The sequence below is a fragment of the Paenibacillus doosanensis genome (assembly GCF_025060755.1).
Classification (GTDB): domain Bacteria; phylum Bacillota; class Bacilli; order Paenibacillales; family NBRC-103111; genus Paenibacillus_S; species Paenibacillus_S doosanensis.
The window spans coordinates 145795-163131 of record NZ_JANYUY010000004.1 but is presented as its reverse complement, the minus strand read 5'-3'; the positions used below and the strand labels follow the sequence as shown (position 1 = coordinate 163131).

The 17337-nt window shown below is 56.0% G+C and carries 14 protein-coding genes; 11 read left to right on the top strand and 3 right to left on the bottom strand.

The genetic code is table 11. From position 1 onward, the window contains the following. Positions 1-137 precede the first annotated feature (137 nt). The 5 genes from N0M98_RS05810 to N0M98_RS05790 all read left to right on the top strand — a co-directional run bounded on the left by N0M98_RS05810 (position 138) and on the right by N0M98_RS05790 (position 6605). The gene (locus N0M98_RS05810; RefSeq protein ID WP_259617211.1) at positions 138-1157 is read left to right on the top strand and encodes a response regulator; all 1020 of its coding nucleotides are present in this window, start codon (positions 138-140) and stop codon (positions 1155-1157) included. Then, complete coding sequence (locus N0M98_RS05805; RefSeq protein ID WP_259617210.1) at positions 1157-2965, top strand: cache domain-containing sensor histidine kinase; 1809 nt, start codon at positions 1157-1159, stop codon at positions 2963-2965. The genes N0M98_RS05810 and N0M98_RS05805 overlap by 1 nt, the downstream gene beginning before the upstream one ends. 96 nt (positions 2966-3061) lie before the next feature. Continuing rightward, positions 3062-4039 (top strand): ABC transporter permease, encoded by a 978-nt coding sequence (locus tag N0M98_RS05800; RefSeq protein WP_249860427.1) that lies wholly within the window; start codon positions 3062-3064, stop codon positions 4037-4039. 15 nt (positions 4040-4054) lie between these two features. Beyond that, positions 4055-4948: a carbohydrate ABC transporter permease gene (locus N0M98_RS05795; RefSeq protein ID WP_249860428.1), complete on the top strand. Its 894-nt coding sequence runs from the start codon at positions 4055-4057 to the stop codon at positions 4946-4948. A gap of 13 nt (positions 4949-4961) precedes the next feature. Further along, a complete protein-coding gene (locus N0M98_RS05790) occupies positions 4962-6605 on the top strand; it encodes an ABC transporter substrate-binding protein (protein WP_259617209.1) in 1644 nt (547 codons plus the stop codon). Between the two features lie 88 nt (positions 6606-6693). Here N0M98_RS05790 and N0M98_RS05785 read toward each other — a convergent pair whose 3' ends face one another. Next, a complete protein-coding gene (locus N0M98_RS05785; RefSeq protein ID WP_259617208.1) occupies positions 6694-7512 on the bottom strand; it encodes a class I SAM-dependent methyltransferase in 819 nt (272 codons plus the stop codon). A 215-nt stretch (positions 7513-7727) separates the two neighbouring features. On the opposite strand from N0M98_RS05785, the gene N0M98_RS05780 reads away from it, so the two are divergent. From N0M98_RS05780 to N0M98_RS05765, 4 genes are all read left to right on the top strand, one after another. Further along, on the top strand, positions 7728-8303 hold the full coding sequence (locus N0M98_RS05780; RefSeq protein WP_249860431.1) for a TetR family transcriptional regulator: 576 nt from the start codon (positions 7728-7730) through the stop codon (positions 8301-8303). A 15-nt stretch (positions 8304-8318) separates the two neighbouring features. Then, on the top strand, positions 8319-10994 hold the full coding sequence (locus N0M98_RS05775; protein ID WP_259617207.1) for a phosphoenolpyruvate synthase: 2676 nt from the start codon (positions 8319-8321) through the stop codon (positions 10992-10994). Between the two features lie 126 nt (positions 10995-11120). Beyond that, positions 11121-12029 carry an AraC family transcriptional regulator gene (locus tag N0M98_RS05770; RefSeq protein WP_259617206.1) on the top strand — a complete coding sequence of 303 codons (909 nt, stop codon included), beginning with the start codon at positions 11121-11123 and terminating at the stop codon, positions 12027-12029. Between the two features lie 61 nt (positions 12030-12090). After that, positions 12091-12495, top strand: coding sequence for an SRPBCC family protein (locus N0M98_RS05765; RefSeq protein ID WP_259617205.1), 405 nt, complete (start codon positions 12091-12093; stop codon positions 12493-12495). A gap of 504 nt (positions 12496-12999) precedes the next feature. Here N0M98_RS05765 and N0M98_RS05760 read toward each other — a convergent pair. Together N0M98_RS05760 and N0M98_RS05755 are read right to left on the bottom strand one after the other, a co-directional pair. Beyond that, the gene (locus tag N0M98_RS05760) at positions 13000-13488 is read right to left on the bottom strand and encodes an MFS transporter (RefSeq protein WP_259617204.1); all 489 of its coding nucleotides are present in this window, start codon (positions 13486-13488) and stop codon (positions 13000-13002) included. Then, positions 13489-14385: an MFS transporter gene (locus tag N0M98_RS05755; protein ID WP_259617203.1), complete on the bottom strand. Its 897-nt coding sequence runs from the start codon at positions 14383-14385 to the stop codon at positions 13489-13491. It abuts the gene before it with no gap. Positions 14386-14777: 392 nt separating this feature from the next. Between N0M98_RS05755 and N0M98_RS05750 the strand changes: the two genes are divergently transcribed. Beyond that, positions 14778-15452, top strand: a complete 675-nt coding sequence (locus N0M98_RS05750) for a response regulator transcription factor (RefSeq protein WP_259617202.1) — start codon at positions 14778-14780, stop codon at positions 15450-15452. Next, a complete protein-coding gene (locus N0M98_RS05745; protein ID WP_259617201.1) occupies positions 15449-17251 on the top strand; it encodes a HAMP domain-containing sensor histidine kinase in 1803 nt (600 codons plus the stop codon). The genes N0M98_RS05750 and N0M98_RS05745 overlap by 4 nt, the downstream gene beginning before the upstream one ends. Positions 17252-17337 lie beyond the last annotated feature (86 nt).

Here is a 17337-nt window from a genome sequence, read left to right as displayed (position 1 = left end):
AAAGGAAGAGAATTTGCAATTTTGATTAGGCGGTTCAGGTTTTGATGAGTGCAGGCCGGAGGGGAGCGTACCATAATGAAAGGTAAGGAACCGAAAGACGATCCAAGGACATCATGTTTAAACAAGGGGGTAAGCGAATGGCCAGAATCTGTATCGTGGATGACGAGCCGATCATCGGCATCGGGCTCAAAACGTTAATTGGAGACTATAGACGCTTTAGTGAGATCGATACGTTTACAGACGGTGAGTCCGCCTTGTCGCACATCACGGCTAATCCTCCCGACATTGTGCTCACCGATATTCGAATGCCTCGTATGGACGGTTTGGAGCTATGCCGAAATATTCAGCAGCGAAAAATTTTTACCAAAGTCATTGTGCTTTCGGGTTACGGGGATTTTGCGTATGCGCAAAAATGTATGACCTACGGGGTACAGGAATATTTATTGAAGCCGGTGACCGAAATTGAGCTGTTTCCTGTGCTGGATAAATTGCTCGACATGCGGGAAGCCGCGCTGATGTCGTTCTCCCATTTTGAACAATGGATCGATCAAATGGAGGAAGCGATTTGGATGATGGATAAGGCGCGGGCCGATGAGCTGCTTGAGGAAGGAAGGAAAACGCTATTCGCCGTGGAAACGAGCATTCAGCTGCATCAGCGGATAGACGACGCGATCAAGCTGCTTCGCAGGAAACTGCATACCAGAGAGGGCTGCCGGATAGAGCCGCCGCCGGCAAAGGAAGACGCGGGCATAACAAGCGCCTATGAATGGTTTCAGGCCGAAATCGCACGATGGATACAGCAGTTGAGCATGTACCGCAATCATGAAAGAATCAATGTGCTGGAGGCGGCTCTGCAATACATCGACGAACATCTCTTCGAGGAGGAGCTCACCCTGGACATGGTGGCAGGGAAGTTAGGCGTGACGCCAACCTATTTCAGCCATTATTTCAAGAAACAGACAAGCGAGACGTTCGTGCAGTACCGGATGCGCAAAAGAATCGAGAAAGCCAAACAGCTTCTCGCCGTTCCGCATTTTAAAATCATCGACATTGTCGCCGAGGTCGGCTACGAAAGCTATCCCCATTTCTCCAGAGTGTTCAAAAAGGCCACGGGATATTCCCCCACCGAATACCGCGGGCTGCTGGGGATCAAATAATGAACAACGGCTTGGTACGCAAGGTGTACATCTACTTTGTCATACTCATCACACTGGCGCTGGTGACGGTGGGGGTCACCGCTTATTGGCGGTCGTCCAACGAATTGGAGAACCAGTACGAAGGGCTGCTGACGCAAATCGTAGACAACGTGCTGAATGAAACCGATTTGTTTCTCAAGAGCTACGAAAGAGCTACGGTCTCTATTATGATCTCTCCTGTCGTGAAGGAGGCGCTTGATCTTCCGAGCAATTCAGCTGCCGGTTTCTATGCATCCGAGGTGGCCATGAAGGGAGTATTTCAGCCTGTGCTCATCAACAATCCGGAAATATCGATGGCCTATATTATCGGGTATAACGGGTTTCAGGCCACGGATTTTAATGCGCATATTGTTCCCTTCAATTACAAAGGATTTGAAGAATATGTCGAACAGATTAAAGAAGACGACGATATTAACGGCCAGCTGAAGATTCAGGATTCCGGATTTCTGGACGGTCATCTCACCGTCATTCGCAAATTGGGGGATCGGACCTCGGCCAAATCATTTAAAGGCATCATGGGCTTCGAACTGCGGATAGGGGAGCTGAACACGCTCTGGAAGGGCATCAAGCTCGGGCAATCGGGGTATTTTTTCATCGTGAACGATCGCGGAAAAATACTGTATCATCCCGATCCGGAGCGGATCGGCAAACAACTGGACGGCATCCATTTCAATACGGTGGAGGCCAAGAAAGACCAGGTCTTCGAGCTGCCCGGAGAACCGGGGCGCATATTTTTTAGCCGAAAGTCGGACTACTCCGGATGGACGCTCGTGGCGAGCATATCGGTCGCCGAACAGCGCAAGCCGATTTCCGATTTGCGTCAAACTACGCTCATTGTCGGCATCGGCACCTTGATTGCGGCCTTGTTTTTGGCGTATCGTTTCGGCCAATCCATCATCCGCCCCATTCGGCTATTGGAGAACGGGATGCGCCGGACGGCCAAAGGGCAGTGGACAAGAGTTCCTCTGACCGGAAGCCGCGACGAGATGGATCAGCTGATTATCAGCTACAATACGATGGTCACCCGGCTGGAGGAGCTTGTGGAACGGGTCTACGAGACCGAGCTGCGCAACCAGGACAATTTAATGAAACGGCAGCTGGCCGAATTTCAATCGCTCCAACTGCAGATTAATCCGCATTTCTTGTACAACACGCTGGAAATTATTATTTGCTACGCCGTTATTCAGAAATCAAGCGAAATCAAAGACATTGTTCGCTCTTTGTCGTATATGCTGCGCTATTCCATCCGCACCGATTTGGAGAAAATTACGGTGGCTAACGAGCTGAAGCATATTTTGTATTTTATGTCGATTATGAAATACCGCAATCAGCGCGAATTTGAAATCGATGTCCGCATCAGCACGGATTATTTGCTGGAAAGCATGGTTCGGCTGACGCTGCAGCCGCTGGTCGAAAATGTGTTTAAGCACGCGTTTCCGTACGGGATTGAGGATGAGCACACCATTATTATTGACGCCTGGAAGGACGGGGAGGATTTCTACGTCACGGTAGAGGATAACGGCTGCGGGATTGAAGCGGAAGCGCTTCGGCAATTAAACAGCCGGCTCATGAACAGTCGGGAGCGTCTGCCGGATGCACAACCGCAACCGACGCCGCAAGGCAGTATCGGGCTGCTCAACGTGCATAACCGGATTCAGATGGTGTTCGGTCCGCAGTACGGGCTTTCCGTACAGAGCGAGCCCGGCGCGGGCACGACGGTGACCATTCGTATGCCGTCATCCGGCGCAAAAAAAGTCATGCCGGTATAAAACAACGCAATGCCCGGCGCTTTTCTCTATTATATGCTAAAGGTAGAAAGCGATGAAAACACACCAAGTCGCGGTCATGGAAATGGGAGGGATCAGATGGAAATTTCCGCTAACAAGAGCAGCGCCTTACCTGCCGTTGCAGGCAAAAAAAAGGAAAGCTATTTATCCAGATTAAAGAAAAATGCAATTAGCCATTGGCAGCTCTATCTGTTTATGCTGCTGCCGATTATTTATTTGGTCATATTCAAGTACGTGCCGATGTACGGAGCCTTAATTGCGTTCAAAAATTATATTCCGACCAAAGGCGTATGGGGCAGCGAATGGGTGGGACTTAAGCATTTCGACCGGTTTTTCCATTCGTACGAATTCGTTCGGGTGATGAAAAATACGGTGCTGCTCAGCTTATACAGTTTAGTTGCCGGATTTCCGTTTCCGATTCTGCTGGCGCTGTCGCTGAATTACGTAAATGCGCGCTTCTTTAAGAAAACGGTGCAGATGGTCACGTACGCGCCGCATTTTATTTCCGTCGTCGTCATGGTCGGCATCATTTTGCAAATGCTGGACCCGCGAATCGGTCTGGTGCAAACGATCATGAAATTTTTCGGAATGTCCGCGATCAACTTCATGGGCGTACCGGAATGGTTCTCGCATGTGTTTGTCTGGTCGGGCATTTGGCAAAATGTCGGTTTCTCCTGCATCATCTATTTGGCAGCGCTTGCAGCCGTCGATCCTTCGCTGCATGAAGCGGCTGTCGTGGACGGCGCCAGCAAGCTGCGGCGCATGTGGCATGTCGATTTGCCGGGGATTATGCCGGTTGCCGTTATTTTGCTGATCATGAACACCGGCCATGTGCTGGACATCGGCTTTGAAAAAGTATTGCTGATGCAAAATCCGCTGAATTTAAGTTCAGCCGAGGTGATCGATACGTTCGTGTACAAAGTCGGTCTGGCCTCGACGGCGATCAATTATTCCTATTCGTCGGCGATCGGATTGTTTAAATCGGTTATTAATCTGGCCCTGCTGGTTATTGTCAATCGGATAGCCAGAAAATTAGGGGAAACCAGTTTATGGTAATGAGGAGGCGCGCCCATGACGGGAAGCATCAAAGAAAGTGCGGATGACAGGCTGTTTACTATTGCAAATTATATCATTCTGTCTCTATTTACGGTTACGATTCTCTATCCTCTAATCTATATTGTTAGCGCTTCCTTTAGCTCCTCCGCCGCGGTGATTTCCGGCAAAGTCTGGCTGTACCCGGTCGATCCGACGCTGGCAGGCTATGAAGCGGTATTCAAGCATCGTTTAATTATGTCGAGCTTTTTGAATTCGGTATTTTATACCGTGGTGGGAACGACGATCAATGTGCTGTTTACGCTCATTGCCGCGTATCCGCTTTCAAGGAAAGATTTTATGCCCCGCCATGCGATTATGGCTTTGTTCGTCTTCACCATGATGTTCTCGGGCGGACTGATTCCGTCTTATCTCGTCGTGAAAGGGCTGGGCATGATCGACACCAGATGGTCTCTCATTATTCCGGGAGCGCTTGCCGTGATGAATGTGATCATCGCCCGCACGTATTTTCAAACGACGATCCCCGATGAATTGCTCGAGGCCGCCCAGATGGACGGCTGCAGCGATTTTACGTTTGTGCAAAAAATCGTCATTCCTTTATCCGGTCCGATCATTGCGGTCATCGCCTTGTTTTATGCAGTCGGCCACTGGAATCAGTATTTTAACGCGCTGCTCTATTTAAAGCATCAGGAGCTGTACCCGATTCAACTGGTTTTACGGGATATATTGGTGCAGAACGAGGTCGATGCGTCGATGATCACCGACGTTGCCGATCAGGCGGCCAGAGACGGTTTGCGGGAGCTGTTGAAGTATTCCCTGATCGTTGTGTCCACGCTGCCCGTGCTCATCATTTATCCCTTCTTGCAAAGGCATTTTGTCAAAGGCATGATGATAGGCTCATTAAAAGGCTAAAGGGGAGTTTTACATGAAGAAAGGTTTAGCGGTTGTAGTGGCATTGACGACATCTGTGGCATTGTTAAGCGCATGCGCGGACAGCGCGCCCAAGGAAGCGGCTCCGGCGGCCTCGGCAAGCGGCGACGATCAGGTGACGCCGGCGGGCGAGTTCCCGATCACGAAAGAAAAGACGACGCTCAAGGTCATGGTCAAGGGCTCCAGCATTGTTGAAAACTTTGCAACGAATGAGTTCACGAAGTGGCTGGAGGAGAAAACGAACATTCATATCGATTGGGAAGTCGCTCCGGAAAAAACGTTTGACGAGAAGCTCAACGTGTCGCTGGCCAGCGGCGATTATCCCGATGTGCTGCTGGGTATGAACGTATCGCCCATTCAGCAGTCGATTTACGGGAAGGACGGCGTATTTGTCCCGCTCAATCCGTATATCGACAAATATGGCGTAGAAATGAAAAAGATGTTTGAGCAGGTTTCATATGTCAAAGATATGATTACCCTGCCCGACGGCAAAATTTATTCGGTACCGCAGGTCAATGAGTGTTACCACTGCTCGATCGGCCAAAAAATGTGGATTTATCAGCCGTGGCTGGATAAGCTCGGGTTGAAAATGCCGGAGACGACGGAAGAGTTTTATCAGGTGCTCAAAGCGTTCAAGGAGAAAGACCCGAACGGCAACGGCAAGGCGGACGAAATTCCGCTTGTAGGCGCGACCAACGGCCCGTCCTCGACGCTCGATTTGTTTCTGACCAGCGCGTTTATCGAGAAGGATTTCAACCTGCGGTTCGTCAAGGACGGCAAAGTGCAGGTCGCCTACAATCAGCCGGAGTGGAAAGAGGCGCTCAAGTATCTTCATAAACTATATGCTGACGGCTTAATCTCGCCGCAATCGTTTACGCAGGACCGCAACCAGCTGAAACAGATGGGGATGAACCCCGAGATTCCGATTATCGGAGCAGTCGCTTCGCAAAACCAAACGGTGTTTGTCGATGTCGACAATCCGAGATTCAAAGATTTCGTGGCGGTGCCGCCGCTGAAAGGGCCGGCAGGCATACGTTCGACGGCTTACAATCCTTACGCGGTATCCACCGGGCAATTCGTGATCACCAATAAGGCGAAAAATCCCGCCGCCGCTTTCCGTATGGCCGATCTGCTGCTTTCGGAAGAAGCGACGCTGCGCAGCACGCAGGGCCGTCCGGGACAGGAGTGGGTGCGACCGGAGGCGGGCGAACTGGGCATAAACGGAAAACCTGCGGTATGGAAGCCGATCGCGACGTTCGGCAAGCTGCAAAACGTCCACTGGGCGCAAATCGGGCCGTCTCTGCGAACGAACGATCTGCGTTTAAGCGTGGCATCCGATCCGAAAAATTCGCTTGAGCTGATTTTGTACAATGAAACGAAAAAATACGAGCCCTACAAAACCGATCCAAGCAAAATTGTGCCGCCATTGTTCTTTACCAACGAGCAGGCGGAGGAGCTGGCATCGCTGGAGAAGACGATCACGGACTACAGAACCGAGTTTTTTGCGAAGGCGGTTACCGGCTCGCTGGACATCGATAAGGAATGGGACAACTACTTGAGCACGCTCGATAAAATGAACTTGAAGCGCTGCCTGGAAATTTATCAGCAAGCCTACGACCAGTTTAAATCGAAAAAATAGCCGCATCAAACAAGCATCGGAAACCCGCAGGGGTCTTCGATGCTTGTTTCGTTTGCCGATGGAGCTTGACCCGCGGCTGACGCTCCGTTTATTTCACGCCGACCCGCATCCGGTAATTGAACATCACTTCAAGCGTTCTGCCTTGGAAATAATCCTCGACCTGACGGCGGAACTCCGCGATGTCGTCGTCCAGAGCCGTCGATCCGAGCTTCAGCACCGTCTGCAATCCGCCTTGGCTAATGGCGAGACCGACGTAACGGTCGGCATCGCAGGACTCCATATTGTGGAAGACGATTTCCTTGGCGAAACGGAAATGGCCGCTTTGCCGAATATGCTGCAAATGCTTGTTTTTATCCCGTTTGACCGCCTGATCGTCTTTCGGAACGAGCTGAGCCAAAAGCATGTCCGATTTCGCCAGCAGCCGGTTGTAGCTGTCCTCGAGAGTCCACATCAGCGTCGGCGGCCAGTCGCAATCATAGGCGGCGAACACGCCCCCGTCGCGCAGCACGCGCGCGAACTCTTTCAGCGTGCTCTCCGGCTCCATCCAGTGGAACGACTGCGAGCAGGTGACCACGTCAACCGATCCGGCCGCGAGGCTCAGCTGATTGGAATAGCCGGGGATAAACGAGATCGCGCCGCTGCCGACCGCGGCGGCTTTTTGCTCGGCTTTGCCGCGCATGTCGTCGTTAGGCTCGATGCCGACAATTTGTTCCGCCTTTCCCAGCCAGACGAAGGAAGACAGCCCGGTTCCGCAGCCTACATCGGCTACAAGCCGCGGCTTTCCTCCGGCATAAGCCGTTACGATCTCCACGGCTTGTCCGGGCGCCTCCGGCCGGTATTGGTCGTAATAATCCTGATACCCCGAAAAGCGATCGACATTACTTTTTAAATTTCCTTCCGGTATCATCTCTTATCCTCCCGTTCATTAAGGAATCATTGCAGCTGCCAATCCGCTGCGCTCCAGCGAGTCATGTTCATTGTACAAGTATGCGGAAGCGGGTTCAATAGGAAGCGCGCTCTCTTGACAGCCTGATGAATGGTTTGTAGTATGGAAACCATAGTATTCTTTGTTGGTTTCCTTGGTTTCCAAGGTTTTTTGTTAAAAGAAAGGATCTAAAGCGAATGGAAAATGGGATCAAATCACGAATTGTACAGTCTGCCGCGGAGCTGTTCGGCACGAAGGGGTACCGCAGCGTGACGCTGAGCGAACTGGCGTCCCGGCTCGGCATGAGCAAAAAAACGCTCTACTTGCATTTCAGCGGCAAGGAGGAAATCGCGGAGGCGGTATTGGAACGAACGATGGACGCGGTCGCCGCAGCCATTGCGGACATCCGCGGCCGCGAAGGGGAGCCGCTGGACATGTTCGCCGACATTGTCAGAGGAATCAAGCGAGAGATCGTCAAGCTCAGTCCCTTGTTCATCGAGGATGTACAAAAGTACCTTCCCTCGCTATGGGAGAGGCTGGAGACGTTTCGCGCCCGGCAGCTTGCTTTCATGGAAAGTCTGCTGCGGCAGGCGCAGGAGCGGGGACTCATTCGCGAGCTGGACCCGAAGCTGACCGCATCCATCATGCTGGAGAGCGTGCAGCATTTCGTCCGCCCGGACTTTGCCGCAAAGCACGGCCATACGATGGTTGAAGTCGTAGATACTTTGTTTACGCTGTTTATTGAGGGCTTGCGGGCAAGCGACAACAAATAGAGGAGCGTGAAGGCGATGAGCGGCTATGTACTGGAGTTCCGGCATATCGACAGGACCAGTCTGCCCCAAGTGGGTGGGAAAGGGGCCAATCTCGGAGAAATGACGCAGGCGGGCTTTCCCGTTCCCCCGGGATTTTGCGTGACGACGGAAGCTTACCGTGCTTTCATAGAACGAAGCGGCGCTATGGAAGGATATTTTCGCAGGCTCGAAGGCGTCGGGGCGGATCAACTGGAGGCGATAGCCGAGCTGGGCGGCGACATCCGCGGCTATTTGCAGACGGTAGCTATTCCGGAGGAAGTTAGCGAACGCGTCGTCGAATGCTGGAGCCGGTTAGGGGAAGTGCAGGCTTACGCCGTTCGGTCCAGCGCCACCGCGGAGGATCTGCCGACCGCTTCCTTCGCGGGACAGCAGGATACGTATTTGAACGTCTGCGGCAAGGAGCAGCTGCTTCAGGCGATCCGCCGTTGCTGGGCGTCCCTGTTCACGGACCGGGCCATCTCGTACCGGGCGAAGAACGGCTTCGATCACCGCTCCGTGCTGCTCTCCGTCGTCGTGCAGCAGATGGTATTCCCGGAAGTGTCCGGCATTATGTTCACCGCCGATCCTGTCAGCGGCCACCGGGGCACCGTATCGATCGACGCCAGCTTCGGTCTAGGCGAAGCGCTCGTATCCGGCTTGGTATCGGCTGACTTGTACCAGGTTCGCTCGGGTGGCATCCTAACGAAGAAGATCGCCCGCAAGAAGCTGGCGATTTACGCTTTGCCGGGAGGAGGCACGCAGACGCAGGAGCTTCCCGAGGCGATGCAGGAGCGGCAGGCGCTGAGCGACGAGCGAATCGAGGAGCTGGCCGGCCTGGGAGAGCGGATCAAGCGGCACTACGGCGCGGATCAAGATATCGAATGGTGCTGGGCGGACGGCAGGCTGTATATCGTCCAGAGCCGGCCGATCACCTCGCTGTATCCGCTGCCGGACATCGACATCGCGGAGGGAGAATCGCCTCATGTGCTGCTGTCGTTCGGTCATCAGCAGATGATGACCGATGCGATGAAGCCGCTGGCGATTGACGTGCTGCGCACGATGCTCCCCTTCGGCAAGCCTGCCTTGCGGGAGCCGAGCCGCCTGGCCTACAGCGCCGGAGGCCGGATATTTCTGGATATGACGCCGCTGTTCTCGCTGCGTTCGGCCAGGCGGCTGCTGCCGAAGCTGCTGACCGCCATCGACGAGCAGATGGCTAGCGGCATCGCGGAATACATTCGGCAGGACGATTTTGTCCGCGGCCTGCCGAAGCAGAAGGGGCTGCCGCTCACGGTGCTGCGCTTTATGCGGCCGATTGCCTTCCGCTTGGCGCGCAATCTGATCGCGGCGCGGCCCGAACAGGCCGCTGCGGAGCTTAATGATTGGATGGAGACGTTCATTCGGGAGAGCGAACAGCGGCTCGCCGGCACGCGCGGAGAGCCGCGGATTGTAGGGCTGCAGGAACGGACGGGAGCCGTGCTGCGCAAGCTGTTCACCGAGGTGATGGCGTATCCGATGGCCGGCATTGTATCTTCGCGGCTGATCGCCCGCCTTGCCGAGCGGTGGCTCGGCGAAACGGACATGATGCCGATCCTGAACAAGTCGCTGCCGGGCAACGTCACCAGCGAGCTCGGGCTGATGATCGGCGATTTGGCCGACGCGGCCCGGCGCAGCCCGGAGGTGACGAGACTCCTGCAAGACGGGGATGCGGGCCGGCTCGGGCTGGCGAAGGACGGCGGGGAATTCGTCGCGCTCTGGGACCGCTTTATGGAGCTGTACGGGATGCGCTGCCCGGGCGAGATCGATATTACGAGACCGCGCTGGCGGGACGATGCGGGCACGCTGCTGCCGTCCATCGTCAGCCATATGCGGACGATGGAGCCCGGCGAGCACCGCGAGCGGTTCGCCCAGGGAGCCCGCGAGGCCGAACGGGCCGCCGAGGAGCTGACGGCCCGCGTTCGCGCGCTGCCCTTCGGCCGGCTGAAGGCAAAGCTGATGTCCAGGCTGCTGCGGGTATACCGGCATACGATGGGGCTGAGGGAGCATCCTAAGTATACGATGATCCGCTGGTTCGGCATGATGCGCGGCGCGCTGCTCGAAGACGCGCAGGAGCTCGTCCGGGCGGGGACGCTGGACGCCGCCGAAGACGCGTTCTACTTGACGCTGGAGGAGCTGCGTCAAGCGGTGCAGGGCCAGCCGGACGAGCGGCTGGCCGAGATCATCGCCGAGCGGAAGCGCGAGTACGAGCGCTTCCGCGGGCTGACTCCGCCGCGCGCCATGACGAGCGACGGCGAGATGCTAACCGGCCGGCGCAAACGGCAGGACGCGCCGGAGGGGGCCTTGCTCGGCACGCCGGTATCCGCCGGCGTCGTGGAGGGCATCGCGCGGGTCGTGCTGCAGCCGAGCGAGGCCCGGTTGAATAAGGGCGAGATTATGATCGCCCCGTTTACGGACCCCGGCTGGACGCCGCTGTTTCATTCCGCGATCGGCCTGGTGATGGAGGTCGGCGGTCTGATGACGCACGGCGCCGTCGTTGCCCGCGAATACGGCTTGCCGGCCGTCGTAGGGATCGACGGCGCGACGCGGCGGATTCGCGACGGGGACTATATCCGCGTCGACGGGACCCGCGGTTATGTGCTTATTTTGCCGAAGCCCGAAGGCGAAGATTTGCCGTGAAGGCCAAGGGCCGAAGCCTTCACGGCGGCGGCATGGTTCGCCGGGAGAATGTATAGTAACATAAGCGGCATACTGCGGTAACGGCGGGGCGCTGCCGCGTCCCCGGCCGCCGGAGAGGAGGAAGCTATGACACTAAATCTGCACACGTTATTCCGTCCGGTTCAGGGCAACGGCCGCATCGCTTTCCAGCGGTATGTGGAGCTGCCTCCCTCTCCCGCGCTGCGGCCCTACGTATCCTGCTATTGGGCATCGGAGCCGGCGTCAGCAGAGGCCGGGTCTAACGCAACGATCCGGGCAGGTAACGCCGATACGGCGGAGACTGCGCCGAAGGACCGCGTGCTGCCCGACGGCTGCGCCGACGTCCTGTTCGAGTGCGATACGGCGGAAGGCTGCGGCTCCGTGAGGTTTTGCGGCATCTTGGAGCGGCCGTTCCCGATCAGCTATGACGAGGCGAAGCCGGTGCGCAAATTCGGCATCCGTTTTTTGCCGGGGGGCGCTTATCCCTTTATCCGGGATCATCTGTCCGGGTTTACGAACCGGCATGTCGCGCTGGGCTGCATTTGGCGGCCCGCGGCGGCTGCCGAATGGGGCGAGCGGGTGATGCGGGAGCCGTCGCTTACCGGTAAAGTGCGCGTCGCGGAGCAATATTTGCTCGCTCTGCTGCACCGGACGAGCCCGGCGCCGGATGCGGCGTTAAGCAATTTGCTGCATCGGATGTTTACGTCCAAGGGGACTATTGCGATCGCTCAGCTGGCCGAAGCCGAAGTCATCGGGGTCAGACGGATGAACCGTCTGTTCGAGCGCCATATCGGCCTCAGTCCCAAGAAATTCGCCGGGATCGTCCGGTTTCAGTCTATGCTGCGGACGATTGAGGCCCGCAGTGCGGCCGACGGATTGTCGCTGGCGTTCGACCACGGTTTTTTCGACCAGTCGCATATGATTCGCGATTTCCAGCGTTATTACGGCGCATCGCCGCTCACGGCCGTCCAGGAATTCGGCGGAGTGTCCGATTTTTACAATCCGCCTTTCGGGTAAGCGAGTATAATCGACTTATACCGATAACCACCATTTTACAGGCGAGAGAGGAGCCGAAGCGATGACGGCAACGATGAAATCCATTCATGTCAGCGTAACGATCGAGAAACCGGCGCAGCGGGTATACGATTATGTGTCCGATCTGAACCGATTCCCGGATTGGGCGACCAGCTTTTGTCTGGCTGTCGCGCCTGCCGCGGACGGCTGGTGGGAGATGCAAACTCCGGAGGGGCCCATGAACATCCGTTTCGTGGAGCGAAACGATTACGGCGTGCTGGACCATTACGTAGATACGGGCCGGGGGGAGCCGGTGCTTAACCCGATGCGGGTGATTGCCAACGGCTCGGGGGCGGAGGTCGTGTTCGCCGTGTTTCAGCAGCCGGGGGTGCCCGATGACAGCTTTGAACGGGACGTTGCTATGATCCGGCGCGATTTGGAAACGCTGAAGAGCGTACTGGAGCGATAAGCGAGGGCGTCTTGCCGAGAGTTATGCCGGACGGACTTGAGAGAGCGGAACAGGACCGGAACCAACCGGCTCGTTATGGGCGAGCGGTTGGTTTTTTGTTGTTTAGGAAATGATGCGCAGCCATGTCCTGTGGATATCCGGGTGCTCCCCCGAAAGGAATGTCTACCCATAGAACGATCCCAGAGGAATGGTTAGACCGCCGATCCAGCTTAGGCTGGATGCGGACGGAATAAGCTTCAGAGCATCACGTCACTACCCTGGAAATTACTCTTGGTACCCCATTTCCATTGTCTGTGGTGCCGCGTCGGCGGCATGGATGGCTTTTGGGGGATTTGTTCCCGTTTTGGCTCCGGCGATTCACTTGACGCACAGCGGCGCGGCGAAGATGAAGTCAGCAGCCCGCTCATCGACGCAGACGACAAACCGGCCGGGAGCGAATCACTACCGGCCGGTTCTTTATGCGCTTCACGCCGAGCGGCGCAGCGCGTCAGCCTGCACGCCATGTCACTGCGCGTGCAGCTTATTATTGCCGAACGCTTTGGCATACAGCCAGCTGCCGACGACGATCAGCACGCTCAGCAGAAGCAGCAGATTGCTGTAAGGGAAAGCCGCATCGCTTCGCACGGTAGGCAGCAGCGGTAGCGCGAGCGCGCTTTGCTCCAGCAGCTTGCCGGCCAGCGCCGCGCCTACGGTCTCGGCGAAGAAGCAGGCGAGACTGAGCAGCCCCATCCCGATGCCGGCCTCTTGCTCGCCGAGCGTCATGGAGACGCTCCCGGACAAGGAGGTTTTCACGAAGGAGATACCGCTATAGGAAAGCAGCAGCGCTCCGGCCGGTACCCACGGCGTCAAATCGGCGAACAAGGCCATAATCAGCAAGCTGCTTAGAAACAGTCCCGCGCCCGAATAGAATACGAGGGCGTTGCCCTTGCGGTCGGCCAGATTGCCGCCGATCACGCCGAACGCGATGACGCCGATCGAACCGGGGAACAGCACTCAGCCGATTCCGTCCGCGGCCAGATGATGCACATGGCTTAGCATGAGCGGAATCATGAAGATAAGGCCCATTCCGGCGGCCAGCATTACGCTTCCCGCCAGAACGCCGCCGACGAACGGGCGGTTGCGCAGCAGGCGCGGCTCGATGAACGGCTCTTCCGTGCGTACGATATGCAGCGCGAAGACGGCCAGCAGCGCCGCGCCGAGCAGCAACCATATCCATTTCAAATACGTGAGGAATAAGATGAGGCAGGCCAGGCCGCCAGCCAGCGCCAGCGCGCCGGGTATATCCAGCTTGCCGGGTTTGCGCGGCTCGTTCGGAAGCCTCCGCAGCAAATAAGGCAGAGCTGCCAGCGACAGCACCGGAATAAGAAACAGCAGCGACCAATGGTAGCGGCCTGCGACGAAGCCGCCGACGACCGGTCCGATCCCTTCGCTGAAGGCGACGGTCGAGCCGATGATGCCGAACATCTTGCCGCGGTCCTTCGGCGCGAAATACCGGACGACCATCACCATGATGATTCCGGCCATCGAAGAGGCCCCGGCCCCTTGAACGACGCGCGCGGCGATCACGGCGGGATACCACTCGTGCGCGGCGAAACCGAACAGCGATCCGCCGCTGTAAATGGACAGGCCGATCAGAATAAGCCTGCGCAAGCTGTATATATCGGCCAATCTGCCGTAGACGACCGATCCGACGCCGAAGACGACGGAGAAGCCGGTAAGCACCATGCTGATCGCGGACGGCTGAAGAGCGAACTGCCTGGCGATGCCGGGCGTCGCTACATTAAACACCGTTTCGTTCAGCACGCTGAAGAATATAAGCCAAATCAGCCACGGCACCGACTTTTTGACGTCGAGCGCGGGCGAAGGTTGTTGCTGCTTATCGTAATCCAAGAAGATACCCCTTCCGTTATTCGAAGGGAATCACGCAGTTTATAGGGTGTATGATGCGGTTCCCCCTAGAATGTGAAGCAGTACCCGAATGACCTTTGTTTTTTGCCGCATGGCTTTCCGCCTCCTAAGTCATATTCCATGCCAGCTTATCATAGAGGGGACCTGAGCGAATACGGAAAAATTCGTTTGAATAAAACGTTCCGTGGGGCAGGGTCCGGCAGCCTCTGCGGCACCCGCTTGTTTGTGCGCCGCTCTCAAACATGGTAGACTTTTTTCTATAGCCGCCCTTGTGAAGCATCCGGATATCGCATACAGGCGGTTTTTCCTTTGCCTGCTTTACACACGGATGTTCCAAGGCGTTTCGATTCAAATCGGAGGGAGGAGAGCGCGCTGTGCCCAACACGATTCTCATTGTCGAAGACGAGCAGATTTTGCGCGAGGTGATCAAAGATTACTTGCTGCATGCGGGCTATCTTGTGCTGGAGGCTGAGGACGGGAAAGAAGCGCTGTCCCTCGTTCAAGAGCAAAAGGTGCATCTGGTCATTCTCGATATTATGCTTCCCCGGCTCGACGGATGGTCGGTATGCCGGCGCATCCGCAAGACGTCCCGGATTCCGATCGTTATGCTGACGGCCCGCGCCGATGAAGAGGACACTCTGCTCGGGTTCGAGCTGGGGGCCGACGATTATATCACCAAGCCGTTCAGCCCGCCGATCTTGCTGGCGCGAGTCAAACGGCTCCTTGAACATGGCGGCTCCGGGCCCGCCTCCGACACGTTGTCCGCTGGCGGCATTAAGGTGCATTTTCCATCCAGAACGGTCGCCGTAGACGGAGTTCCGAGCAGTCTGACGCATACCGAATTCGAAATTCTCACTTACTTGATGAGAAATCAAGGAATGATCGTCACGAGAGAGCAGCTGCTCGAAAAAATCTGGGGCTATGATTTTGCAGGCGACGATCGAACCGTCAACAGCCATATCCGCAATCTTCGTTCCAAGCTGGGAGAGCGGGCGGATTGCATTGTTACGGTGGTGCGTTCCGGTTATAAATTCGAGGACCGGGCATGAACAGAAGCATTACATGGAAGCTGTTTCTCTTGACGACAACGCTGTGCATGTTGATTTTGGCCGCGATTTTTGCCGGTCAGACGATTTTTTTCAAGCAATTCTATGTGACCCAGAAAGTAAACGATATTCAGGCCAGCCTGCAGGAGTACGAACAGAAATATCGGGAAGCCGAGGGCGACGCAGAAGCGGTGCGGAGGCTGGAACAGGAGTTCTATCAGAAGCACGGCACCTGGGTGACGACGCTGGATGCGCTTGGCAATTTGAAGTATACCGGCGATTTTTATCTGGAAGTGAAGCTGGAGAAATCCAAGGGCGAAGCCGAGGCTTTTTCCAACCAAACGATAACTGTTCCGCTGTACGGCCTTGCGAATGCAGAAGAATTGATTCCGAACAATTCCTTCTTGCGTCCGGGAAGCCGCGTCGTCGTGCAGGGAATCAAGCAGGGCTCTGCGGTCGTGCCCTATCGACTCGGCGTTGAATTCAATGTCGCCTGGGAAAATGACCAAATCGCCAAAAAAGAGCACGAAATTGTCCCTACCTTCGAGGACCCCTCCAAGTGGCATGAGGAGTTTCCCTCCGTCTGGCTGAATGGATGGATTACGAAGGCGCAGCTGCCCGGCAGCGGTTCCGGCCGGCTGATTTATACGAATCGCTGGTTTATCGACCGGATCAAGGCGTTTCAGGCCGATCTGCTGTTAGATCCGGCGCAGGAGAAGCCCCGCGCTATGACAGTGATGAATGCGGAGGATAACGATATCCCGTACAAGCTGTTCGTCGATCCAATTACGGATCAAGACGGCGCTCCGGCTTATTTGTTCGCCATGGCCTCGCTGCAGCCGGTCGATGAAGCGGTTGGAATGATCCGAAGCTACTATGTTTATATCATCGCCGCCGCTCTGCTGCTCATTGTGCTGCTGTCGTTCTATTATTCCAGGCAAATTGCGCGTCCGCTGCTGCGGATGAACCGGACGACGAAGAAGATGGCCAGCCTCGACTTCTCCGAGACGCTTCCCGTTACTTCCCGGGACGAGCTGGGGGCGTTGTCGCATAACATTAACGAGATGTCGGAAGCGCTCCACTCTCATATCAGGCAGCTCCGGCAGGACATTGAGAAGGAAAAGCGGCTGGAGAGAACGAGGAAGGAATTCATCGCCGGCGTATCCCACGAGCTGAAAACCCCTCTTAGCGTGATCCAAAGCTGCATTTCGATCTTAAAGGACGGCATCGCCGAGCAAAAAAGAGAGCATTATTTCGCCGCGGTGGAGAACGAAGTGCGCAAGATGGATCTCCTGATCGTCGAGATGCTGGAGCTGGCCAAGTTCGAGTCGGGCACGTACCGGATGGAGACGGATGCTTTCTCCATTCGCGAAGCGATACAATCGGTATGCGGGCAGCTGGCGCTGAATATGGAGGAGAAGCGGCTGCAGCTTCATACCCGTCTGGACGATGCCGCAGTGACGGCCAACCGAAATCGGATCGGGCAGGTGCTCACCAACTTTATGACCAACGCCATTCGCCATACGCCGGAGAACGGCTCGATCCGAATCGCCGCCGTTACGGAGGAAGGCCTTGTGAAGGTCAGCGTTGAAAATCAGGGCGCACCGATTCCCCCGGAGCTGCTGGACCGGATATGGGACCGGTTTTACCGGGGAGAGTCTTCCCGGCAGCGGTCCGCCGGAGGCACGGGGCTCGGGCTCGCCATCTGCAAGAACATTCTGGAGCTGCATGGGGCGCCTTACGGGGTCGAGAATACGGAATGCGGCGTCATGTTTTATTTCTATTTGCCGCTCCAAGCGTAGAACTTCGGTTCTGCGCTTTTTTTTCATTTCATCTGCACTTTATCTTTACATGCCGCTGGTAATCTATTCGCTGTACGAAAAGCAAT

Coding starts and splice junctions, on each gene's coding strand:
- N0M98_RS05745 (WP_259617201.1), top strand. CDS start 15,449: ATGAACAGAAGCATTACATGGAAGCTGTTTCTCTTGACGACAACGCTG.
- N0M98_RS05805 (WP_259617210.1), top strand. CDS start 1,157: ATGAACAACGGCTTGGTACGCAAGGTGTACATCTACTTTGTCATACTC.
- N0M98_RS05780 (WP_249860431.1), top strand. CDS start 7,728: ATGGAAAATGGGATCAAATCACGAATTGTACAGTCTGCCGCGGAGCTG.
- N0M98_RS05775 (WP_259617207.1), top strand. CDS start 8,319: ATGAGCGGCTATGTACTGGAGTTCCGGCATATCGACAGGACCAGTCTG.
- N0M98_RS05810 (WP_259617211.1), top strand. CDS start 138: ATGGCCAGAATCTGTATCGTGGATGACGAGCCGATCATCGGCATCGGG.
- N0M98_RS05790 (WP_259617209.1), top strand. CDS start 4,962: ATGAAGAAAGGTTTAGCGGTTGTAGTGGCATTGACGACATCTGTGGCA.
- N0M98_RS05765 (WP_259617205.1), top strand. CDS start 12,091: ATGACGGCAACGATGAAATCCATTCATGTCAGCGTAACGATCGAGAAA.
- N0M98_RS05795 (WP_249860428.1), top strand. CDS start 4,055: ATGACGGGAAGCATCAAAGAAAGTGCGGATGACAGGCTGTTTACTATT.
- N0M98_RS05785 (WP_259617208.1), bottom strand. CDS start 7,512: ATGATACCGGAAGGAAATTTAAAAAGTAATGTCGATCGCTTTTCGGGG.
- N0M98_RS05800 (WP_249860427.1), top strand. CDS start 3,062: ATGGAAATTTCCGCTAACAAGAGCAGCGCCTTACCTGCCGTTGCAGGC.
- N0M98_RS05770 (WP_259617206.1), top strand. CDS start 11,121: ATGACACTAAATCTGCACACGTTATTCCGTCCGGTTCAGGGCAACGGC.